Origin of the sequence: Streptomyces sp. NPDC021356, from assembly GCF_040641015.1 — a bacterium.
GTDB lineage: Bacteria > Actinomycetota > Actinomycetes > Streptomycetales > Streptomycetaceae > Streptomyces.
Map to the genome: position 1 here is coordinate 148887 of NZ_JBFACU010000011.1, position 19861 is coordinate 168747.

Annotated in this window: 21 protein-coding genes and 1 pseudogene; 13 read left to right on the forward strand and 9 right to left on the reverse strand. The window is 71.7% G+C overall.

What is annotated here, in order from left to right:
- Positions 1–175 precede the first annotated feature (175 nt).
- From AB0G56_RS17080 to AB0G56_RS17090, 3 genes are read left to right on the forward strand one after another with little or no spacing between them, the layout of a single operon-like run.
- On the forward strand, positions 176–979 hold the full coding sequence (locus AB0G56_RS17080) for an alpha/beta hydrolase (RefSeq protein WP_360969838.1): 804 nt from the start codon (positions 176–178) through the stop codon (positions 977–979).
- Positions 979–2361: a SpoIIE family protein phosphatase gene (locus tag AB0G56_RS17085; RefSeq protein WP_360969840.1), complete on the forward strand. Its 1383-nt coding sequence runs from the start codon at positions 979–981 to the stop codon at positions 2359–2361. The genes AB0G56_RS17080 and AB0G56_RS17085 overlap by 1 nt, the downstream gene beginning before the upstream one ends.
- Positions 2358–2675, forward strand: a complete 318-nt coding sequence (locus AB0G56_RS17090; protein ID WP_360969842.1) for an STAS domain-containing protein — start codon at positions 2358–2360, stop codon at positions 2673–2675. The genes AB0G56_RS17085 and AB0G56_RS17090 overlap by 4 nt, the downstream gene beginning before the upstream one ends.
- A 70-nt stretch (positions 2676–2745) precedes the next feature.
- Here AB0G56_RS17090 and AB0G56_RS17095 read toward each other — a convergent pair whose 3' ends face one another.
- Positions 2746–3357 carry a lytic transglycosylase domain-containing protein gene (locus AB0G56_RS17095; protein ID WP_360969844.1) on the reverse strand — a complete coding sequence of 204 codons (612 nt, stop codon included), beginning with the start codon at positions 3355–3357 and terminating at the stop codon, positions 2746–2748.
- 178 nt (positions 3358–3535) lie between these two features.
- Here AB0G56_RS17095 and AB0G56_RS17100 point away from each other — a divergent pair, with 178 nt between their 5' ends.
- A complete protein-coding gene (locus tag AB0G56_RS17100) occupies positions 3536–4345 on the forward strand; it encodes a hypothetical protein (protein WP_360969846.1) in 810 nt (269 codons plus the stop codon).
- A gap of 108 nt (positions 4346–4453) precedes the next feature.
- On the opposite strand, the gene AB0G56_RS17105 is transcribed toward AB0G56_RS17100, so the two are convergent.
- Positions 4454–4636 (reverse strand): hypothetical protein, encoded by a 183-nt coding sequence (locus AB0G56_RS17105; protein ID WP_360969848.1) that lies wholly within the window; start codon positions 4634–4636, stop codon positions 4454–4456.
- 353 nt (positions 4637–4989) lie between these two features.
- On the opposite strand from AB0G56_RS17105, the gene AB0G56_RS17110 reads away from it, so the two are divergent.
- The 3 genes from AB0G56_RS17110 (at position 4990) to AB0G56_RS17120 (ending at position 8112) form a co-directional block, all read left to right on the forward strand.
- Positions 4990–5487, forward strand: a complete 498-nt coding sequence (locus tag AB0G56_RS17110) for a hemerythrin domain-containing protein (RefSeq protein ID WP_360969849.1) — start codon at positions 4990–4992, stop codon at positions 5485–5487.
- Between the two features lie 580 nt (positions 5488–6067).
- A complete protein-coding gene (locus AB0G56_RS17115; RefSeq protein ID WP_360969851.1) occupies positions 6068–6730 on the forward strand; it encodes a response regulator transcription factor in 663 nt (220 codons plus the stop codon).
- On the forward strand, positions 6727–8112 hold the full coding sequence (locus tag AB0G56_RS17120) for a HAMP domain-containing sensor histidine kinase (RefSeq protein WP_360969853.1): 1386 nt from the start codon (positions 6727–6729) through the stop codon (positions 8110–8112). Before AB0G56_RS17115 ends, AB0G56_RS17120 begins: the two co-directional genes overlap by 4 nt.
- On the opposite strand, the gene AB0G56_RS17125 is transcribed toward AB0G56_RS17120, so the two are convergent.
- Both AB0G56_RS17125 and AB0G56_RS17130 read right to left on the reverse strand, forming a co-directional pair.
- Entirely contained in the window at positions 8093–8998 is a 906-nt protein-coding gene (locus tag AB0G56_RS17125; RefSeq protein WP_360969855.1) for a hypothetical protein, read from the reverse strand. The two genes, AB0G56_RS17120 and AB0G56_RS17125, sit on opposite strands and share 20 nt — an antisense overlap.
- Positions 8999–9150: 152 nt before the next feature.
- A complete protein-coding gene (locus tag AB0G56_RS17130; protein ID WP_360969857.1) occupies positions 9151–9990 on the reverse strand; it encodes a hypothetical protein in 840 nt (279 codons plus the stop codon).
- Positions 9991–10211: 221 nt separating this feature from the next.
- Between AB0G56_RS17130 and AB0G56_RS17135 the strand changes: the two are divergent.
- A pseudogene (locus tag AB0G56_RS17135) lies at positions 10212–10916 on the forward strand (bile acid:sodium symporter); the annotation flags it as partial.
- A 934-nt stretch (positions 10917–11850) separates the two neighbouring features.
- A complete protein-coding gene (locus AB0G56_RS17140) occupies positions 11851–12111 on the forward strand; it encodes a hypothetical protein (RefSeq protein WP_360970083.1) in 261 nt (86 codons plus the stop codon).
- A gap of 169 nt (positions 12112–12280) precedes the next feature.
- Here the strand turns inward: AB0G56_RS17140 and AB0G56_RS17145 are convergent, their stop codons facing one another.
- Together AB0G56_RS17145 and AB0G56_RS17150 are read right to left on the reverse strand one after the other, a co-directional pair.
- The gene (locus AB0G56_RS17145; protein WP_360969859.1) at positions 12281–12952 is read right to left on the reverse strand and encodes a hypothetical protein; all 672 of its coding nucleotides are present in this window, start codon (positions 12950–12952) and stop codon (positions 12281–12283) included.
- A 238-nt stretch (positions 12953–13190) separates the two neighbouring features.
- Positions 13191–13787, reverse strand: coding sequence for a TetR/AcrR family transcriptional regulator (locus AB0G56_RS17150; RefSeq protein ID WP_360969861.1), 597 nt, complete (start codon positions 13785–13787; stop codon positions 13191–13193).
- Between the two features lie 100 nt (positions 13788–13887).
- On the opposite strand from AB0G56_RS17150, the gene AB0G56_RS17155 reads away from it, so the two are divergent.
- Positions 13888–14604 carry a hypothetical protein gene (locus AB0G56_RS17155; RefSeq protein WP_360969863.1) on the forward strand — a complete coding sequence of 239 codons (717 nt, stop codon included), beginning with the start codon at positions 13888–13890 and terminating at the stop codon, positions 14602–14604.
- Between the two features lie 62 nt (positions 14605–14666).
- Here AB0G56_RS17155 and AB0G56_RS17160 read toward each other — a convergent pair whose 3' ends face one another.
- From AB0G56_RS17160 to AB0G56_RS17170, 3 genes are all read right to left on the reverse strand, one after another.
- On the reverse strand, positions 14667–15971 hold the full coding sequence (locus tag AB0G56_RS17160) for an MFS transporter (RefSeq protein ID WP_360969865.1): 1305 nt from the start codon (positions 15969–15971) through the stop codon (positions 14667–14669).
- A complete protein-coding gene (locus tag AB0G56_RS17165) occupies positions 15968–16567 on the reverse strand; it encodes a helix-turn-helix domain-containing protein (RefSeq protein ID WP_360969867.1) in 600 nt (199 codons plus the stop codon). Before AB0G56_RS17165 ends, AB0G56_RS17160 begins: the two co-directional genes overlap by 4 nt.
- A gap of 140 nt (positions 16568–16707) precedes the next feature.
- Positions 16708–16977 (reverse strand): hypothetical protein, encoded by a 270-nt coding sequence (locus tag AB0G56_RS17170; RefSeq protein ID WP_360969869.1) that lies wholly within the window; start codon positions 16975–16977, stop codon positions 16708–16710.
- 173 nt (positions 16978–17150) lie between these two features.
- On the opposite strand from AB0G56_RS17170, the gene AB0G56_RS17175 reads away from it, so the two are divergent.
- The 3 genes from AB0G56_RS17175 to AB0G56_RS17185 are packed head-to-tail and all read left to right on the forward strand — an operon-like array spanning position 17151 to position 19851.
- Entirely contained in the window at positions 17151–17984 is an 834-nt protein-coding gene (locus AB0G56_RS17175; RefSeq protein WP_360969871.1) for a CPBP family intramembrane glutamic endopeptidase, read from the forward strand.
- Positions 17984–19195: a histidine kinase gene (locus tag AB0G56_RS17180; protein WP_360969873.1), complete on the forward strand. Its 1212-nt coding sequence runs from the start codon at positions 17984–17986 to the stop codon at positions 19193–19195. Before AB0G56_RS17175 ends, AB0G56_RS17180 begins: the two co-directional genes overlap by 1 nt.
- The gene (locus AB0G56_RS17185; RefSeq protein WP_360969875.1) at positions 19192–19851 is read left to right on the forward strand and encodes a response regulator transcription factor; all 660 of its coding nucleotides are present in this window, start codon (positions 19192–19194) and stop codon (positions 19849–19851) included. Before AB0G56_RS17180 ends, AB0G56_RS17185 begins: the two co-directional genes overlap by 4 nt.
- Positions 19852–19861 lie beyond the last annotated feature (10 nt).

Genomic DNA, 19861 nt, shown 5'->3' on the forward strand with positions numbered 1-19861 from the left:
CTCCCGTGATCGGTCCGGCTGCTCCTGCGCTCCGGACGGCCGACGCCGCCGCACTTGTACCCCCGGACGACGCGTCCACACCCCCCGCTCCCCATCGCGGCGGTGCACGGCCGCGATGGGGAGCGATCGTGAACCGCCCGCGGGGCCCGTCGGGCCGGATGCGAGGATGACCGGCATGGACATCTGCCGCAGGAACAATGTGACGGTCACGGGCCCCCTCGACGGGCCGGTCGTGGTGCTGGCGCACGGGTTCGGCTGCGATCAGAACATGTGGCGCTCGATCGTGCCCGCACTGGCCGAGCGGCACCGGGTGGTGCTGTTCGACTACGTGGGGTCCGGTGGTTCGGACCTGTCGGCGTGGAGCCCGGAGCGGTACTCCTCGCTGCACGGCTACGCCCGCGACGTGGTGGAGGTCTGTCAGGAACTGGGCCTGGAGCGGGCGGTGTTCGTCGGGCACTCGGTCAGCGCCATGATCGGCGTGCTGGCGGCACAGGCGGCCCCGGAGCGGATCGGAGCGCTGGTGATGGTGACCCCGTCACCCTGCTACATCGACGACGCCGGCTATCGCGGCGGCTTCACGGCGGACGACATCGACGAACTGCTCGCCTCCCTGGAGGCGAACTACCTGGGCTGGTCCTCCGCCATGGCGCCCGTGATCATGGGCAATCCGGACCGCCCCGAGCTGGGACGGGAGCTGACCAACAGCTTCTGCGCCACCGACCCCGACATCGCCCGGGTCTTCGCCCGCACCACCTTCCTGTCCGACAGCCGTGAGGACCTGAAGGGCGTGGACGTGCCGACGCTGGTGCTGGAGTGCTCCCAGGACGTCATCGCGCCCCGCGAGGTCGGCGCCTTCGTGCACGCCGCGGTCCCCGGCTCCCGCCTGGTCACGCTGGACGCCACCGGACACTGCCCCCAGCTGAGCGCCCCGGAGGCCACCTCGGAAGCGATCCTGGACTTCCTGAGGGAGCTGCTGTGATGTGCCGCACGGGCGAGCAGCCTGACCCCCCGGATACGGGCGACAGCGTCACCGTCGCCGCCTTCACCGCGCTGCTGGAGGACAGCGCCGAGGACCTGTACGAGACGGCGCCCTGCGGCTACCTCTCCACGATGATGGACGGCACGATCGCCCGGATCAACACCACGCTGCTGGACTGGCTCGGCCTCGACCGCGCGGACCTGGTCGGGCGACGGCACTTCACCGACCTGCTCAGCGTGGGCGGCAGGCTGTACCACGAGACGCACTTCGCGCCCCTGCTGCGGATGCAGGGCGAACTGCGCGGCATCGCCCTGGAGATGAAGACCGCCGACGGCGGCCGCCTGCCGGTCCTGGTCTCCTCCCAGATCAAGTACGGCGGCGAAGGCGAGCCGTTGCTGATCCGCACCACGGTCCTCGACGCCTCCGACCGGCGCGCCTACGAGGAGGAACTGCTGCGCCGCCGCCAGGACGCCGAAAGGGCCCGGGCGGAAGCGGAAAGGGCCCGGGCGGAAGCCGAGAAGGCGCGCGCGGAGGAAGAAGAGGCACGCGTGGAGGCCGAAGCGGCCCGCCGGGAGGCCGAGGCCGACCGGGCGAGGCTGGCCCACGCGCTGGCCGTGCTGCAGAGGTCGCTGCTGCCCGACTCCCTGCCCGCGGTGCCCGGGCTGGAGACGTCCGTGTACTACCACACCGCCTCGCCGCACCGCCTCGGCGGCGACTTCTACGACCTCTTCCAGATCGACGGGAAACGCTGGGCGTTCTTCCTCGGCGACGTGTGCGGCAAGGGCCCCGAAGCGGCGGCCCTGACCTCCCTGACCCGCTACACCCTGCGGGCCGCGGCGCTGCACGACCCGGAGCCCGCCGCCGCACTGACCACGCTGAACACCGTGCTCTATGAGCGGTACGCCGCCGGCGGAGACCCCCGCTACTGCACGGTGGTCCACGGCCTCGTCGAACCCGGCGACGAACCCGGACACATGACCGTGCGCCTCGCCTCCGGGGGCCACCCCTCGGCCCTCGTCCTGCGCGCCGACGGCCACGCCGAGTACCTGCCCACCCCCGGTGGACTGCTCGTCGGTGTCCTGCCCACCGCCCCGGTCGGCACGGCCGAGACCACCCTCGCCCCCGGTGACACCCTCCTGCTCTACACGGACGGCCTCACCGAGGCGCGCACCGGCCCCGCCCGGGACGACCTGTACGGTGAAGACGCCCTGCACGCCTTCGCCGGCGGCCTCGCGCCCGCGACACCGCGCGAGACGATCGCCGCCCTGGGCGAGCTGCTGGACAATTTCGGTGACGGCCTCGACGACGACACCGCGCTCCTGGCACTCGGCGTCCCGCCGCGCCCCCTTCCCACCCGCCCGGCAACGAATCACCTGCGATGAGCCCGCTGAACATCACTCGAAGCGACACCCCCACCGGCCCCGTCCTGCACGTGGCGGGCGAACTCGACTACGCCCAGGCAGCCGCCCTGCGGGAACAGGTCGGCGGCCTCGTTCTGGGCGCGGAGCAGTGCCTGGTGATCGACCTGTCCGGGCTGGAGTTCTGCGACTCCACCGGCATCACCGCCCTCCTCGCCGCCCGCCAGCACGCCCAGACCGCCGGGGCCGACGTCGTGCTGAGCGGCGTCCCCTCCAACACCCTGCGCATCCTGACGATCGTCGGGCTCGACCAGGTCTTCACCATCCGGCGGGACTGACCGGAGCCGAGTTGGTCGGAACCGAGCCGTCCGGGCCGCCCGGGAGAGGGCGCGCGTCCGGATCGGCCGGTCACCGCTCCGCCGTACTTCCGGCGGAGTCGCGTGAACCGTCCTCTTGCGCCACCGCCCTGGCGGCCCGGGGCCAGTGGGCCCTCAGGCGGCGGAGGTAGGACCGTGCCATCGGGCCCGGCGGCACGCCCCGGGCGAAAGCCCGCATGTTGCGTTCCCCCGCGTTGTAGCCGAGGGCGAGGAGTTCGTCCCGGCGGTAGCGGCGCGCGCACCGCTCGGGCAGAACGCGGTCGAGGTCCTTCAGGTGCAGGGCCGCCACCTGGACGGCGAACGCCGGATCGTCGCGCAGGTCCTGCCAGCGTCCCGTCAGCGCGTGCGCCCGCCGCACCCTCTCGAACGTCGCCCGGTGCATGTTGGCGACACCGAACGAGGCGTCCCGCTTCCACCACTGCCAGACCCGTTCGAGCAGCGGATGGTGCGGTTTGTACGCCTCGTTGTGGAGCACGGCCATCAGCAGCACCGGCGAGACACCCACCTCCCGGGCGCTGCGCACCACGGTCGCGGTGTAGTCGGCCGGGTCGTAGCCGCCGGGCCGCAGGGGCGGGGTGCGTGCGGTGTCCCGGCCGCCGGGTCCAGCCGTCCGCCCTCGCGTCGGTCGCAGTCCCTCACTCATCCTCGTCCCGTTCTCCCTCGCCGTGCCGAAGGGCCGCCGGAGCGGCCGACGTGTGGAGGAGCACGTGCCCCGGCGCCCGCACCTCAATCCGACGGCGCCCGCACCGGCCACGTACCTTTCACGGCCCGGCCGCGGTCCCGCACGTCCGTTGTCAGTGCGGTGCGCTTCACTGTCCGCCATGGAACTCACGCAAGCGACCGTCGACGACCTGCTGGCCCGGCTCGGCCCCGAGGACGGCTGGACGTACCTGCCCGGTGACCTGGACCCGCAGGCTCTGACCGACCTGCTCGCCGACAGGTACGGCGCCCCGCGCACCCTCGTCCTCGACGGTTTCACCGACCCGACGGCCGACGAGTCCAGGGGCGCAGCCCTCCTCGTCCCCTTCCGGGACCGGGCCGTGAGGATACGGGCGTGGGCGTACGGGGACCAGTGGGTCGGCACGGGTACGGCGCGGGACGCCCAAGGGGTCGAACGGCCGGTTCTGGCGGTCGCCCGCAGGGAGGTGCCGGGACCCGCGGTGATCGCTTCGGACGCGGGCGGGGAGCAGGACGTCGACTGGACGGAGCGGCTCGTACGGATCACCGGCTGGACGCATCCCGCCCAGCGGCCGGACGTGAACTGGGCGCAGGTGGAGTCGCGCCTGGGGACCGCGCTCCCGCGTGACTACAAGCGGATGGTCGAGACGTTCGGCGTGGGCGCCTTCGACGGATACCTGGACCTGAACCAGGAGCCGTGGACACACCTCAGGGAGGAGGGGCTGCTCATCTGGGCGGGCACGGAGCACGAGGACCTGTACTGCTGGAGGGTCGACGGCGACGACCCCGACCGCTGGCCCGTCGTCGTCCGGTCCTTCGACGGCGAGGACGTCCCCTTCGACTGCCAGGCCGCCGAGTTCGTCTGCCGCATCCTCGTCGATCCGCACCACCGGTTCACGATGGCCCGCTACTTCGACACCCACTGGTTCATGACCTACCGGAGCGGTTCGTGAACCACCGGAGCGGTTCGTGAACCACCGGAACGGTTCACGAACTACCGGACCGCTCCGCGAGCTACCGGGAGCCGGACTGCGACCTCCCCGGCCGGGTCCGACGAGTGTTCACCGCCGTGGCTCCGTGGGAGCCGCCAGCAGCAGCGCCGCCCACAGCGTGGTCTGGACCGCGAGGCCCAGCACGGTGCGCACCCCGGCCCCCGTGGCGACGGCGGAAGCCAGGAGGGCGACGGAGAGCACCAGGAAGACGAGGTAGGCCACCTGGGCCGAGCGGAGGAGCGCGGCCGTCAAGGCCGAGGACCGTGAGAGATGCCGGTTCTGATGCGCTGTCATACAACCGCCTGAATGGTCATCGGCGTCACCGTCCCGAGGGAGCGAGAGAGCGAGGGAGCCCCCTCGGGCCGGTCACGAGGGTTCCCCGCCCGGCCGGCGGGGTCCTGATGCTCTACGGGTGCCCCGGCCGGCGAGGCGGACACCCGCCCGCCGCAGCACGGGCGGTCGCCGGCCGGGCCGGTCTCCCGGCGGGTCGGCCGGTCTCCCACCGGCTCGGTCTTCCGGCGGTGCGCGCGACGGCCGCGTCTCGGCTGCCGAAACCGGGGTAGCCGCGAGGGCGGACCGTTGTCACCGAGGAGTGAGGAGTCACTGTGCCGTCCACGGACGTCGTCGAGCTCATCCTGCAGGACCACCGCCGCATGGAGGATCTCTTCCGCACCATGCGCAACGCCGAGGCCGACCGGGCCGCCGCCCTCGGGGAGTTCGCCCAGCTCCTCATCGCCCACGCCTCGGCCGAGGAGGACGAGGTCTATCCGGCACTGCGGCGCTACAAGAACGTGGAGGGCGACGACGTCGATCACAGTGTGCACGAGCACCACGAGGCGAACGAGGCCCTCCTCGCCCTCCTGGAGGTCGAGGACACCGGCTCCGAGGAGTGGGACGAGAAGTTGGAGGACCTCGTCACCGCGGTCAACCACCACGCGGACGAGGAGGAGCGGACCCTGCTCAACGACGCCCGCGAGAACGTCGCCGACGACCGCCGGGCCCAGCTCGGCGAGGCCTTCCGGGCGGCCCGCGCGAAGTACCTGGAGGACAGGTGCGGCGACGTGGAGAAGGTGCGAGCGCTGGTCGCCTCCGCAGGCGAGTGATCCGGCTGCCTTGTCGCGGGTCCCGCCCGTCGCCGCCCCGGGCCGCCGGACCCGCGACCTGCCGGGTGGAGCGTTCCCGACCGCGGGCGACCGGCGGGACCCACCGAACCAGGAGCACCACCGCAAACAGGAGTACCACCGGAACCAGGAGCACCACCGCAAACAGGAGCACCACCACAAACAGGAGTACTGCCGGAACCAGGAGCACCACCGGGACAGTGACCTGACGATCCGTCATGTGCGCCGGTGCGTAACCGGAGCGCTCCGGCGCGACGGTCGGCGAGGTTCCGGCGGTTGTCCGCCTCCGCCCTGCGCCCTCGGCCGCACGGCCCGGGCGGGCCGGAGCGCCCTCGACGGCACTCTCGCGGAGACCGCCCCTGCCCGTGCCGCCCTGGCGAGGGGCGGTGTCCTCCTGGTCCCGCGCACGGGCACGGCCCGCGTGCCCCCTGTCACCGCGACGCGACCGTGGCGCGGCACCGCTCCCCGGCCTCCGGCCCCGACCGGTCGTCTACAGTGAAGTAGACCGTCTACTCAGCTGTAGTCGATCACTCACGGGTGCCGGGAAGGCCTACGGAGGAGCATGCGCCCCAAGATCCTGGTCGTCGAGGACGACCACGCCCTGCGGGACGTGCTGCGCCGGGGACTGCTCGACGAGGACTTCGAGCCCGTTCTCGCCGCCGACGGCGCCACCGCCCTGCGGCTGGCCGCCGCCGACATCGCGGCGGCCGTGATGGACGTCGGCCTGCCCGACGCGGACGGCCGGGACGTGTGCCAGGCGATGCGCGCCAACGGTTTCCCCGCCCCCGTGATCTTCCTGACCGCCCGGCACCGGCTCACCGACCGGCTCTCCGGCTTCTCCGCCGGGGGCGACGACTACCTGCCCAAGCCCTTCCACCTCGCCGAACTCGCCGCCCGGCTGCGAGCCGTCATCAGGCGGACCGCCGGCGCCGCGGTGACCTCGGCCGGTGACCTGCTCCTGGACGCGGTGGACCACACCATGACCGTGCACGGGGCCCGCTTCCCGCTGTCGCCCACCGAATTCCGGCTGCTGGCCACGCTCGTCGCCGCGGACGGCACGCTCGTGCGCCGCCGCGACCTGGTGCGGGCCGGCTGGCCCGAGGGCGCGCAGGTCAGCGACAACACCCTGGACCAGTACCTGAGCCGCCTGCGCCGCAAGCTCCGCGACGCGGCCGGCGGCCGCACGATCAGCACGGCCCGGGGGATCGGACACCGCCTGTCGTGAACCGCTCCCCGCGCCTCCTGCGCCGGCTCGCCCCGCGCACCCTGCGCGGTCGGCTCGCCCTCGTGGCGCTGACCACCGCCGCCCTGCTCATGACGGTCCTGACCGTGGTGTTCAACGCCGTCATGGACCGCCACCTGCGGCACCAGGCGGACGACGAACTGCGCGCCCGGGCGGCAGCGGTGGCCACGACCGTCGACACCGGCGGTGACCGGGTCCGCGTGCTGGAAACCGTCAACGACCGCCTCCTCGACACCAACGTGTGGATCTACGCCGGCACACGCCTGCTGGAGAAGCCGCCCTCGACCGCGGGCGGCAGCCCCCTGGCCCGGGCCGCCGGCCGGCTGGCCGCACGGCACCGGCACGCCTGCACGACCGTCCAGGCGCCCGGTCACCCGCCCGTCCGGGTCTGCTCCCAACCCGTACCCGGCGGGCGGCACCCCGCGACCGTCGTCGCGGCCCTGGACCTCGCGCCGTACCGCAGCTCGGCCGGCACGCTGCTCATCGGATCGCTGATCCTCGACGCCGTGATGCTCGGCTGCACCTACGTGCTCACCCGCCTGTCCGTCGGCCGGGCCCTGCGCCCCGTGCGGACGATGACCGACCAGGCCACCCGGTGGAGCGCCATAGCCTCCGCCGAGCGCTTCGGCACCGAGGACCACCCCGCCGAACTGGCCCGCCTGGGAACGTCGCTGGACCAGCTCCTGGACCGCATCCGCACCGTACTCCGCCACGAACAGCAACTGACGGGCGAGCTGTCGCACGAACTGCGCACCCCGCTCACCCGGATCATCATGGAACTCGACTGGTGGCGAGGCCGCCCCCGCACGGACGCCGAGACGCACGCCGCCCACCGGGCGATCGCCGACGCCGCCCAGTCCATGCGCCTCATCTGCGACACCCTCCTGAACGAGGCGCGCGAGAACGGACGCGACCCGGTCACAGCCGCCGGCGCTACCGATGTCGTCCCCCTGGTGGACCGCCTCCTCCACCACCTCGGCACACCCGACGACGTGAAGACCGCGGTGGAGACGGAAGCACCTGTGCTGGAGGCCGGAGTCGCCCCCGCCCTCCTCGAACGCATCCTCAGCCCCCTGCTCGCCAACGCCGCCCGCTACGCCCGCTCACACGTGACCGTGTCCGCGCGCCGCGCCCCCGGCGCCGTCCGGATCGACGTCGTGGACGACGGGCCGGGGGTGCCCGAGGCGTTCGCGGACGAGCTGTTCCAGCCCGGCCGGCGGGCCGACCGCGCCGACGGGCACGACGGCGCGGGCCTCGGACTGCCGCTCGCGCGACGCCTGGCCCGCGCCGCCGGCGGGGAGGTGTCCTACGACCCCGGGCACGCGCCCGGAGCCAGGTTCACGGTCAGCCTGCCCGCCGGGTGACCGGTCCCGCCCCTTCCGCCCCCGCCGGCCGGCCGGTGCTCCGGCGCTCGCGCACCTGGGCGTAGGCCATCAGACCGAACAGGACGGCGAGCAGGACGGCGGACGACCCCGCGGTGCCGAGATCGAGGCCGCCCTTGGCGACCGGCTTGGTGAGGAAGTCGCCCGCGGTGGCACCGAGCGGCCGGGTGAGGACGAAGGCGATCCAGAACAGCAGCACGTTCGGCACCGCGGGCACCTTCATCAGCGCGGCGAGCACGGCGAGCCCCCCGGTCACGAGCAGCGCCCCGCCGGCGTACCCGAGTCCGGAGCTGTCGGAGAGGAAGTCACCCATGGAGGTGCCGAGCGTGTTGGACACGAGGATCGCCGACCAGAACAGTGCCTCGCCCCTGAAGGTGACGATGTCGCGGATCCGGAACGTCATCCCGCTCACCTTCCAGACCAGGAAGATCGCCAGGAGGACCGAGAGGAGGACGGCCGCTCCGGCGGGATAGCCGAGGCCCAGGCCCTGCGGGCCCCAGCCCAGCTTCGTGGCACCGTTCGAAAGGTACGCGGCGCCGGCGTCGCGGTTCATGAAGTCGGACATCGTGGTGCCGGCCATGCTGGTCGACAGGATCACGGTCCAGTAGAAGAACGGGTTGTAGCGGCTGGACCGCAGCTGGACCACCAGCGTCACCACGAAGACCAGGAACAGCGCGATCGTGGTGAGGAAGTAACCCACCTTCAGCGTCTGCGCGAAGAGGTCGCCCGCCGTCTCGCCCAGGGTCGTCGCCGCGATCTTCATGATCCAGAACGCCAGGGTGACCTCGGGCAGCTTCTTCATCACCGACTTGGCCGTACTCGACGTACCCGCCACGTCGAGGCCGGTGAGGACCTCCGATTTCTCCAACTCAACGACTCCTGTCCGGTCGAACGACAGGGCGCTCGCCCCGCAAGCGGGACGAGCGCCCTGGGAGATGAACCGGCCGTCCGCGGCGGCCGCGATCACCGACCGTGGCACAGAAAGCCTGAACACATCCTGAACACACCGCGATCAGCAGGTCACTCAGCGTGTCGAGGGACCCGCTCCGGTCCGGCGACGTCCTTGCGCGTCACGCTCAGGTACACGACCAGAGCGAGGATGACCGCGAGGAACAGCCCGCTGGTCACCACGGTGCCCAGGCCGACGCCGCCGTCCGCCGTCGGCTGGGAGAGGTAGTCGCCGATCGACGCGCCCAGCGGCCGGGTGAGGACGTAGGCGATCCAGAAGCTCCACACCGCGTTCAGGCCGAGGGCGAAGTGCGCGAGGGCCACCGCGGCGATGGCAGCCGCGAACAGGACGGCCGACAGCCAGTACCCGAGGTCCATGCGCTCGGACACCAGGTCACCCGCGGCGGTGCCCAGGGCGAAGGTGAACAGCACCGCCAGCCAGTAGAAGGACTCGCGGGAGGTGGTGTCGATGTGGTGGATGGACAGCGTCCGCTCACGCCGGTACCAGAGGACGAACACCACCGCGAGGACCACCGCGAACACCGTCGTACTCGTCTCCAGCGGCACCCCCATGTTGTCGGTGAGGTTGTCACTGATCAGGGTGCCCACGACGCTGATCAGGGCCACGGCCGACCAGTAGACACCGGGCCGGTAGGCGCTCGTACGGAACTGCACCACCAGCGCCACGGCCAGCAGCGCGCTCATCAGCACGGACACACCGGTCAGGCCGAGGCCGGCCTTCTCGTTCAGCAGGTCGGCCGCGGTCTCGCCGACCGTGGTGCACAGCACCTTGATGATCCAGAAGCAGCCGGTGACCTCGGGCACCTTGTTCCGGCCCGGGCGGTTCCCCACTGCGGCGGCAGCCGCCCCGGCCTGCGGCTTCGCGGACGTTTCGGATGTCTCGTACGTCATGGACAGCGACCCTGCCACCGGACACCTGAACGCATCCTGACCGCCCGCGCGGCACCGCCCGCCCCACCCGGCCCGCGGCGGGAGCATGAGCACATGAGAACCCCTGTGGCCCCCCGCATACATGCGCCCTTTCCCCTCCCCGCCCCCCTGGCGGACGACATGCACGACGCACGGCACGCACGCACGACCGACGACCCACGCGACGACGGAAGAAGGCCTCCATGCGCACCGGGACCGCCGCCCCGCCGCCGCTGACCGAGCGGGCCACGACCTGGCTGCGACACCGGCTCGGCCGCGCGGTGGCCCTGGCCTACACCGCCGCCCTGCTCCTGCCCGGCCCGGGGCTGTGGCTGCGCCGAACCCATGCGCTGCCGCTCGGCGCGGCGAGCTCGCTGCCCGTCTCCACCGTGCGGCTCCTGCTGGCCCTGGTGCTCTTCTCCGCCGGGCTCCAGGTGCCGTTACGCGCGCTGGCAGGTCTGCTGCGCCGGCCGAGAGCCCTGCTGGCCGGGCTCCTTCTGCACCTGTCGATCCCCCTGCTCGTCATCCCCGCGGTCGCCTTCCTGCTGCGCCGGACGCCCGACACCGACGGCGGCAGCGGGCTGGTCACCGCGATGATCCTCATCGTGGCGATGCCCGTCGCGGCGGGAGCCACCGTCTGGACCGGCAAGGGCGACGGCGACCAGCCCACCATGGTCGGGCTCGTCCTCGCCTCGACCCTCCTGAGTCCCCTCACCGTCCCACTGGTCGTCCACGCCCTGCTGCCCCTGCTCAGCGGCGGCTACGCGGACACCCTCACCAGAGCCGGACACACCACCCAAGGCGGATTCGCGCTCGTCGACGTGGTCCTGCCCTGCGCCGCCGGCATCCTGTTCCGGCCGGCCCTGCCCGCACCCTGGCTCGGCCACGTCCAGGGGCTCATCGTGCCGGTCGCCCTGGCCGGCTCACTCCTCCTCACCTACGTCAACGCCAGCGGCGCCCTCGGCTCCTTCCTGGCCGGTCCGCGCCCGCTGCTGTTCGCCGCCGCGCTGACCGTGGCGACGCTGGTCTGCCTGCTGTCCTTCACCCTCGGCCGCGGCGCCGCGCGCCTGCTGAGACTGGACCCGTCCACGGCGTCGTCCCTCACGCTCGCGTGCGGCATGAACAACAGCAGCGCCGGCGCCGTCCTGATCACCACCGCACTGCCCGACAAACCCCACCTGCTCCTCCCCGTCCTCGCCTGCTCCGAGGACGGCAGCATCGCCGTCAACGTCCTGGACGGCGTACAGGCCAAGGAGTTCTACGCCCTTCCCGAGGTCATCGGCAAGGCGAACGCCCGACTGGAGCGGGCCGGCAGCAAGTTGAAGCTGCTCAAGGGCGGCCACGAGATCAAGAACAGCCGGGGCGAGAGCCTCCTGGTGGTACGGCCGACCATGCCCGAGCGCCATGCCGACCCCGCGAGCACCTATCTGCACCTGACCGAGCACCAGTGCGTCGAGGTGGCGGAGCGGATCCTCGGGCCGCTGAACAACGCCGTCTTCCGGGCGCCCGACGGCACGGCGGCCGGCGCCTGCATCGGCCCGCAGGGCGTGGTGGGCGCTCCCCGCCTGGCCAAGGCCATGGCATCCGGCCCCGAGGCGCCGATGACACCGATGGAAGCGGCCGAGACGGTCCAGGGCGACGTGGTCGCGCCGCCGGGGGACACCTACGGCACGGGAGTGCGCCAGGGCGACCGGCGCCTGCGCAAGAGCGCCCACCACATCGGCGTCAACAAGCACGCCCGGCCGAAGGCCGGCGAAGGTCTGACCACCCAGACCATCCACAACCCCGAACTGCCGGGCGGCAGAACGCTCCGCCGATCTCACCACGCCCTCACGCAACACCCTGGAGAAGGTCGCCAAGGCAGCGGCGACCTCCGGACAGCGGCTGACGATCGACGCCCACGCCAAGAGCGGGCGGGTGCCGCTGAGGGGGCTGGCCCAGATGCGTGGGGCGGCGATACGCGACTTCCTCGTCTCCCGGGAGGCCGACCCCGACCGGATCACCGTCAACACCCACGAGCAGAGCAACACACGCATCGCGATCGTGACACCCATCCGTGTCCCGCACGTGTACGACCCCCCGCAGTCCTACACGGACGTCTGAGGCCGCCTCACCCGAAGCCCCGGGGCAGGTGCCCCGGGGCTTCGTCGTGGGCCGGGCCACCTGCTCCGCACCGGCGAGGAGCCCACCATGACCACTGCGCCCGACCACCGCCGGCTGAACCGGCTCGACACAGCCCCACTGATCGGCGCCGGGCTGCCCTCCATGACGCTCAGCTCGCGGCGGGGGCGCTCACCGGAACGGCACTCTTGAAGTCGGTGAGTGTGAGCGTGTTCTGCATGTCCGGGTCGGACGCGAAGTGAATGACCTGGCGTACGCGTACGACTCGGCCCTTCTTGTCGATCCATACCTCGGAGTTGATCGCGGTGGCGGGGCGCAGATTGCGCCCGACGGCCCTGTCGACCGATTCGATGTCTCTCGGGGTGAGACGGGCCGACACACGGAAGCTTTCGCCGCCTTGGTGCACGGAGCCGTTGTGATCGAGTATGAGACGCACGTACTGCGGGAGCCGGTCCGTGGGAATACCGCCCTTGGCAGCCGACGGAGGGAACTGCCGCCACTTACCGTGGGAGCCGCCGGCACGCCGGTACACCCTCTGCCGGGTGATCACGACGTCTTCGGTGTACTGCTCGGTCTTGTCCGTCGCGCGTCCCGTCAACGGCGCGTTGAGGTTGATCCGTCCGACCATGAGTTGCAGCCGTTCGGAGCCGGACTGCGTGATGGCTTCCATCGAAGCCGAGTAGGGGGCGCTGTCGGCTCCGGCCAGCCGGTCGAGGACCACCTGCCGGCCTGCCTCCGGGCGGGCGGGCGAGCCCGAGGCACATGCTGAGAGCATCAGCCCCGAGAGCGCCAGGATCAGGGTTGCTGTCCGGTGGTGAGTCAAGGAGGAATCCTCTGAGTACGAGGCCCGGACGGAAAGCCCTCCAGGCTGACGGGTGGATGCGGGACTCATTCTTTCCTGCCGCGGCGGGGCGGGCGCCATCCCGTAGTGGGCCTCGCAGTCCGGGCTGCGGGGCCATCGGCGTCGGCGCGGGCGTGCGCCGGCGGATCGGCGCGTGTTCCGGCGGCTTGCGGCCGGTCCACGCCGGCCGGCGTGGGCAGCGGAGCGTTCCCGGAGGGGGTCAGGTGATCAGGGGGAGGAAGATGGTGTCGACGACCTCCTGGATGTCCGAGGAGGACATCGGCTTCAGGTTCATGAGCACCTCGTGCCGGAGCAGGTCGTAGGGCAACCGCGCGATGCGCGGGGTGAGTTTCGCGCCGTCGACCTCTCCCCGGGCGGCAGCGCGGCGCGTCACGGACTCGATCAGTGACCATCTCCGATCGACCACCGACGCGCGGAGTTCGGCGGGTGTCGTGCCCGTTTCCTCGTAATAGGCGGCCAGTTGTGCGGTCATGACCGCGGCGAACATCGTGAACGCCTCATTGAGCTGTTCGAGCAGCGCCACGGTGTCGTCGCGCAGGGAACCGGTGTCGGGATCGACGAGTGAGAACCGGTCGCTGGCCCGGCTGATGGCGTCGCGTACGAGGGCCTCCTTGGAGGGCCAGTGACGGTTGACGACCGGGCGAGAGGTGCCGGCGCGCTGCGCGACCGCGGCGAAGGTGAGCGCCGCGTACCCGCGCTCCGTCAATTCGTCCCACGCGGCGTCGAGCAGCGCCGCCTCCAGGGCGGCACCGTGCCGTCGGCGGCTGGGACCGGACTCCGGCCTTGCAAGATGCATGTGTGCATCTTACGGTGGTGTCACTGCCCCGGGCAAGCAGAGCGCGTGCCTGCAAAGGCGGTATCTACTGCTTTGTCCGTCATGCAATGGAGGAGACACCATGAGTAGCCGTACCGACGCGCGCCCGTCCGACTCCGTGACAGTCGAGGTGCACACCATGGGTCGGACGTTCGACGAGTCGACCCTGGACCGGTGGGAGCTGGAAGCCGCACGGCGGGCTCTGAAGAACCTGAAGTCCACCCTCGGCGCCCACACGATGATGGACGCCCTCGCCGGGCAGATAGCGGCCGGCGATCGCTTCCACAAGGAGCTGATCGAGGCTTCGAACGGCGCCCACCGCGGATCGCACGCCGAGTTCACCGTGCGCGGACTCAGCGGCAGCGACCTGGCTGCCTGGTTCCGGTCGCAGGCCGCCACCGGGCGTTTCCAGGACAAGGAACTGCTCCTCAACGCCCACCCCGAGCACTACGTCGAGCCCCCGGAGTACACGGGCGGCATGGTGGAGACGATCGGCGGCCACCTGACCCGGTTCAAGGTGTCGGTCGCCCGCGAACTGCCCCCGGCGGTCGCCGCGTACCGCGACACGACCTACCCGGTGACGCTGATGAACGCCCTGCTCAGCCTGGACGACGGCACACCCTTCGCGTACTGCCTGCACCAGGCGCGAGACACTGCCACCGGCGCGGACGTGGTGGTGCGCGTCGTCTACCCGTCCATCGCCCCGGACTCGATGATCGAGGGGCACTGCCGGCACCTGGCGATCGAGTTCCGCAGCTGGATCCGGAACGCGGCCGCCGCATCACGACAGCCTTCCTGACAGGCGTCGGCGTGCTCGTGGCGGCGGTGGTGACCTCGTCGCCCTCCTGGTTCGCCTACCTGTCATCGAGGCGCCGGTCGGCCTTGTTCCCGGGTGCCGCCCTCGGCGAGGACTGATTCGACCTGAGTCAGGGAGCGGATGCGTGGTATCGGTGAGGGGAGCAGCCAGAGCAGTGACAGGGCCCCTCCGACCGCGGCCGTGATCAGGGTCGTCCTGAGCCCGACGACGGTGGCGAGCATGCCTCCGACGAGGGCGCCGATGGGGCGGATCCCATAGTTGACCGTGCTGTAGGCGCCGGCCACGCGGCTTCGCATGCCGTCTGGTATGACCGTGGTCTGCAGGGAGTTGAGATTGACGTCGAACAGCATGACGCCGACTCCGGAGAGGAATTCCGCGAGCCCGAGGGCCCCTGCGCGGGCCCAAGTAGGACCACTTGCTGTGGCGGCGATGGCGATGGGGGCCGGGAACAGCACCGCGCCGACCGCGATGCTCCGGCCCAGGCCGATCCTTCGCGAAATCGCCGGGGCGATCACCGCGCCCAGGAGAGCTCCGGTTGATCCGACACCGAAGGCCAGCCCGATGACCCCGGCGGACAGACCGAGCACGCGGTCGGCGAACAGAACGGTCAGACCGGTACCTGTCAGGAACGTGAAGAAGTTGACGGTCGTCGCGCAGCCGAGGCTCGCTCGCAGCACTGGATGACGGACGATGAAGACCAGCCCTTCCCTGGCGCGGCGCAGCAGGGAGGAGTGTGCCTGCCCGCCACCGGCTGTGGCCGGTTCGTCCACCTGGATCGGTCCCACCAGGGCGGCGGAGGCCAGGAAGGTCAGGGCGTCCGCGATCACGGCCACGGGCGCGGTGACGGCCTGGATGAGAAACCCACCGACGGCGGGGCCGGCGACGTAGGAGGCCGAACGGCTGGCGCTGAGCTTGCTGTTGGCGTCGACGTAGGACGCGCGCGGCACGAGGTGTGCGAAGAAGGGCGGGTAGGCCGTGTTGAACAGCACACCCGCGGCGCCGGTCAGCAACGCCACCGCGTACAACTGGGTGAGCGTCACGCCACCCCACACGTATGCGGCCGGCAGTGTCAGCAGCACGCACGCGCGTGCCAGATCGGCCAGGACCATCAGACGGCGCTTGCGCACTCGGTGATCGACCCAGGCGCCCAGTACGACGGCGAGGAGATTCGGTGCCCAGGCGAGCGAGGTCAGCCACGCGACCTGACTGGCCGAGGCATGAAGGGCCGTTACGGCGATCAGGGGCAGCGCCAGTTCCGAGATGCGGTCACCGAACTGGGAGGCGGACTGCCCGGCCCAGAAGCGCACGAACCGCCGGTCCCGCCACAGCGATGCCGGCTGGGCGCTCACTCCGCCTCGCCCGTCTGCTCTTCGGCGCCCTCCGGGAGGTGGTAGCGCAAGAGCCGGACTCCGCGGGCGCCGGCGGGGCGCTCCGCCGGGTCGCGCGTGACGTACGGAGCGAGGACGCTTTCGATCGCGTCCTCGATGCCCGCCAGTTCTTCCGCGGACACCACGAGGCGGGTGTTGGCCAGCCCCGCGAGCCTGCGCCACTTCGGATCGAGTTCGGGTTCGGTCTCCGTCGCCCAGCGATGCGGCAGGTCGGCGGAGTGGAGGAACATTTCCCTGGACAGCCCCCGCGCGGCCGACCGGCCCTCCTCGTCCTCGGGCATCTCGAACCGGAAACCCCGGGCCACCGCTTGCCACCTTCGCGCCCGGCGATCCGCTCCGGGCTCGGCGTCGCGGACGAGCCCGAATCCCGCCAGGTGGCGCAGATGCCAGCTGGTCACGGAGGGAGTTGCTCCGACGTGCGGTGACAATTGCGTCGCCGTGGCGGGCCCGTGCCGCTGGAGGCGTTCGAGGATGGCCAGCCGTACGGGGTGCGCCAGCGCCCGCATGGCTTTCGGGTCGGTGATCTCGATGTCACCCAGGCGATTACCACGGTCCATTTCTGAGAGTGTCCTCTCATGAAGTGTGAGAGTCAACTCTCATACTGCGGCCGAAGTGGCGTCCCGCCCGTGTGCGGGACTGCCGGAGCCCATCGTGGACCTGCCGTGCTTGATCGCCCACTTGAGGGCGGGGGAGGCGGTCATGGCCGCCTCGATCGCCGCGTCGAGGCCCGGCTCCTGCGCGGCCCGCGTCCGGCGCTCGGCCTCGTCGCGGGGCGGCGGGAGGGGGCGGTGTTGATGTCTTCGAGGTCGAAGATGCCGTCGAGTGCGACGTCGGCGGCGATCCGCCGGTCGAACGCGCCGCTGTGCACCAGGTCGTCACCCACCTGATCGCCGAACGCGGCCACGGCGCCTTCGCGGTGGCCGACGTCGCCGACGGCGCCGGCGGCGCGGACACCAGCGTCCACCACGGCTCGCGCACCGGGAGGGGTGACCGGGGCCTGTCCCCCGTGAGAGCTACGCGCAGGTGTCCACTGTGAGGTGACGATTCCTGATCACCGTTTCCCTAGCGTTCGGTTCAGCCGCGGCGCCCCGGCCGCGCACCGGAGAACGAACCGGAAACGGAACCGAAGAAAGAGTCGTCATGAAACTGGTGTGGCAGATCCTGGCCGTGGTCCTGGTCGGTGCGATCGGAGGTCAGAGCGTCACCGCGGTGCAGGACAACCCCTGGCTCTCCCTCCTCCTGGGCGGCCTGACGGTCGTGCTCTCGGTGGTGGTCTACCGGTGGGTCGTGGGGCGCACCGAGCGGCGCCCGGTGACGGAGCTGGCCCGCGAGGGCGCGTCGGGGTCCCTCCTGCGAGGTCTGGTCCTCGGTGTCGCCTGGTTCGGGTGCGTCATCGCCAACATCTACTTCCTCGGCGACTACCAGGTGCACGGCTTCGGCTCGGCGACCGGAGCGATCGGACTGGTCGGCTTCATGGCCGGTGCCGCGATCACGGAGGAACTGATGTTCCGCGGTCTGCTCTTCCGGCTCGTGGAGCGCGGGCTCGGCACCTACCTCGCGCTGACGCTGTCCGGTGTGGTGTTCGGCGCGTCCCACCTGCTCAACAAGGACGCCACCCTGCTGGGCGCCGTCGCCATCGCGCTCGAGGCCGGCGGCACGCTCGCCGCGGCGTACGCCGCCACCCGTTCCCTCTGGCTGCCGATCGGCCTGCACTTCGGCTGGAACTTCGCCGAGTCCGGCATCTTCGGCACCGAGGTGTCGGGCAACGGCGCCACGCACGGACTGCTGGACGCCTCGACGTCGGGAGCCGAGCTGCTCACCGGGGGCGAGTTCGGGCCGGAGGCCAGTGTGTACGCGATGCTGTCCGGCGCGCTGCTCACGGTCACCTTCCTGTGGCTGGCCCGCCGGCGCGGCCACATCGTCCCCCGGCAGCGTGCCGAGCGCGTCGAGGCCCTCGCTACACTCGCCCGGTGATGAGCCTTCAGGGGGCCGGTCAGGTGTGGCGCCGGCTCCCCGTCACCGTCCGCGACCTGCCGCTCGGGATACTGTTCCTGGCCACGTCGTTCCTGCCGGGACTGCGCGGCCACGGCACGGAGGTCGGGGACCTGCCGACCCGCCCCCTCGACGCGCTCGGCGTCGTCGCCCTCGCGCTCGAATGCCTTCCGCTGGTGGTGCGGCGGCGGTGGCCGGCCGTCTGCCTCGCCCTGGTGGCGTGCGGCTTCGCCCTCGACCAGTTGCGCGGCTACCACTCGGTCGCCGGTACCGCGCTGCCCGTCGTGCTGATCAGTACGGGTTCCCATCTGGAGCACCGCCGGCGCACCACCGTGGTCCTGCTCTCCGTGGCGTACGTGCCGCTGGCGGTGGCGCTGGCCCGGCTGGGTTCGGGCGGCGAGACGCCGACGGAGTTCGTGACGTTCTACCTGGTCCTCGCGCTCGCCTGGGGGGCCGGGGCGTGGCTGCGGTCCACGCGGGCCGCCGAGGCCGAACGCCGCGAACGCGTCGCGGCCGAGACCCGCACCGCCGAACGCACCCGCATCGCCCGCGAGTTGCACGACGTGGTGACCCACCACGTGACCGCGATGGTCGTACAGGCCGAAGCCGCCCGCTACCTGACCGCCGCACCCGAGCGGCTGGACCGGTCCCTGACCGCGGTCGGCGAGACCGGCCGCCGCGCCATCACCGACCTGCGCCACCTGCTCGACCTGCTCAACCCCGACCACGGCACCGGCACCGGCCACGACACCGGCACCTCCGCCGCCCGTGCCGGCGCGGCGGAGGCCGTGGAACCCAGGACACCGGCCGTCGGCAGGGTCCTCACCCTCGTCGAGCAGACCCGCCGGTCCGGACAACCGGTGGACTTCACCGAGCACGGCACACCGCCGGCCTCCACCGGCAGCGCCGACCTCGTCGCCTACCGGGTGGTGCAGGAGGCACTGACCAACGCCCTCAAGTACGCTCACGGCAGCCGGACTTCAGTCCAGGTACGGCACGGCGAGAGGGAGATCACCGTGGAGGTCAGCACGGACGGAACCGGCTCACGCGCCGCCGTCCCCGCCGGCAGCGGACGGGGACTGGCAGGCCTGCGCGAACGCGTCGACGTGCTGGGCGGCGACTTCAGCGCCGGCGGCAGCGCGGACGGCGGCTTCACCGTACGGGCACGCATCCCCACCGGCGGCACCTCGTGAGCGCACCGATCCGCGTTTTGGTCTGCGACGACCAGATGCTGGTCCGCACCGGCCTGGTCACCATCATCGACGCCCAGCCCGACATGGAGGTGGCGGGCGAGTGCGGGGACGGGCGGACCGGAGTCGACCTCGCCCGCGAGGTGCGGCCCGACGTCGTCGTGATGGACATCCGCATGCCCGTCCTCGACGGCCTGGAGGCCACCCGCCTGCTGGCCGGCGCCGGAGTGCCGCACCCCGTCAAAGTCCTCGTGGTGACCACGTTCAACCTGGACGAATACGTGTACGAGGCACTGCGCGCCGGCGCCAGCGGCTTCCTCCTCAAGGACGCCCCTCCGGACCGGCTGCTCCACGGCATCCGGACCGTGGCCACCGGCGCGGCCCTCCTGGACCCCGACGTGACACGCAGGCTCGTCGGGCGCTACGCCGCGCGCATCCGGCCCACCGAGAACAATGCCCGCGACACCCCGCTCACACCTCGCGAACTGGAAGTCCTCCGCCTCATCGCGGACGGCCTCTCCAACAGCGAGATCGCCGCGGCCCTCGTGATCAGCCAGGAGACCGTCAAGACCTTCGTCTCCCGCATCCTCACCAAACTCCAGCTCCGCGACCGCGTCCAGGCCGTCGTCTACGCCTACCGCCACGGCCTGGTGACCTGACACGGCCGTA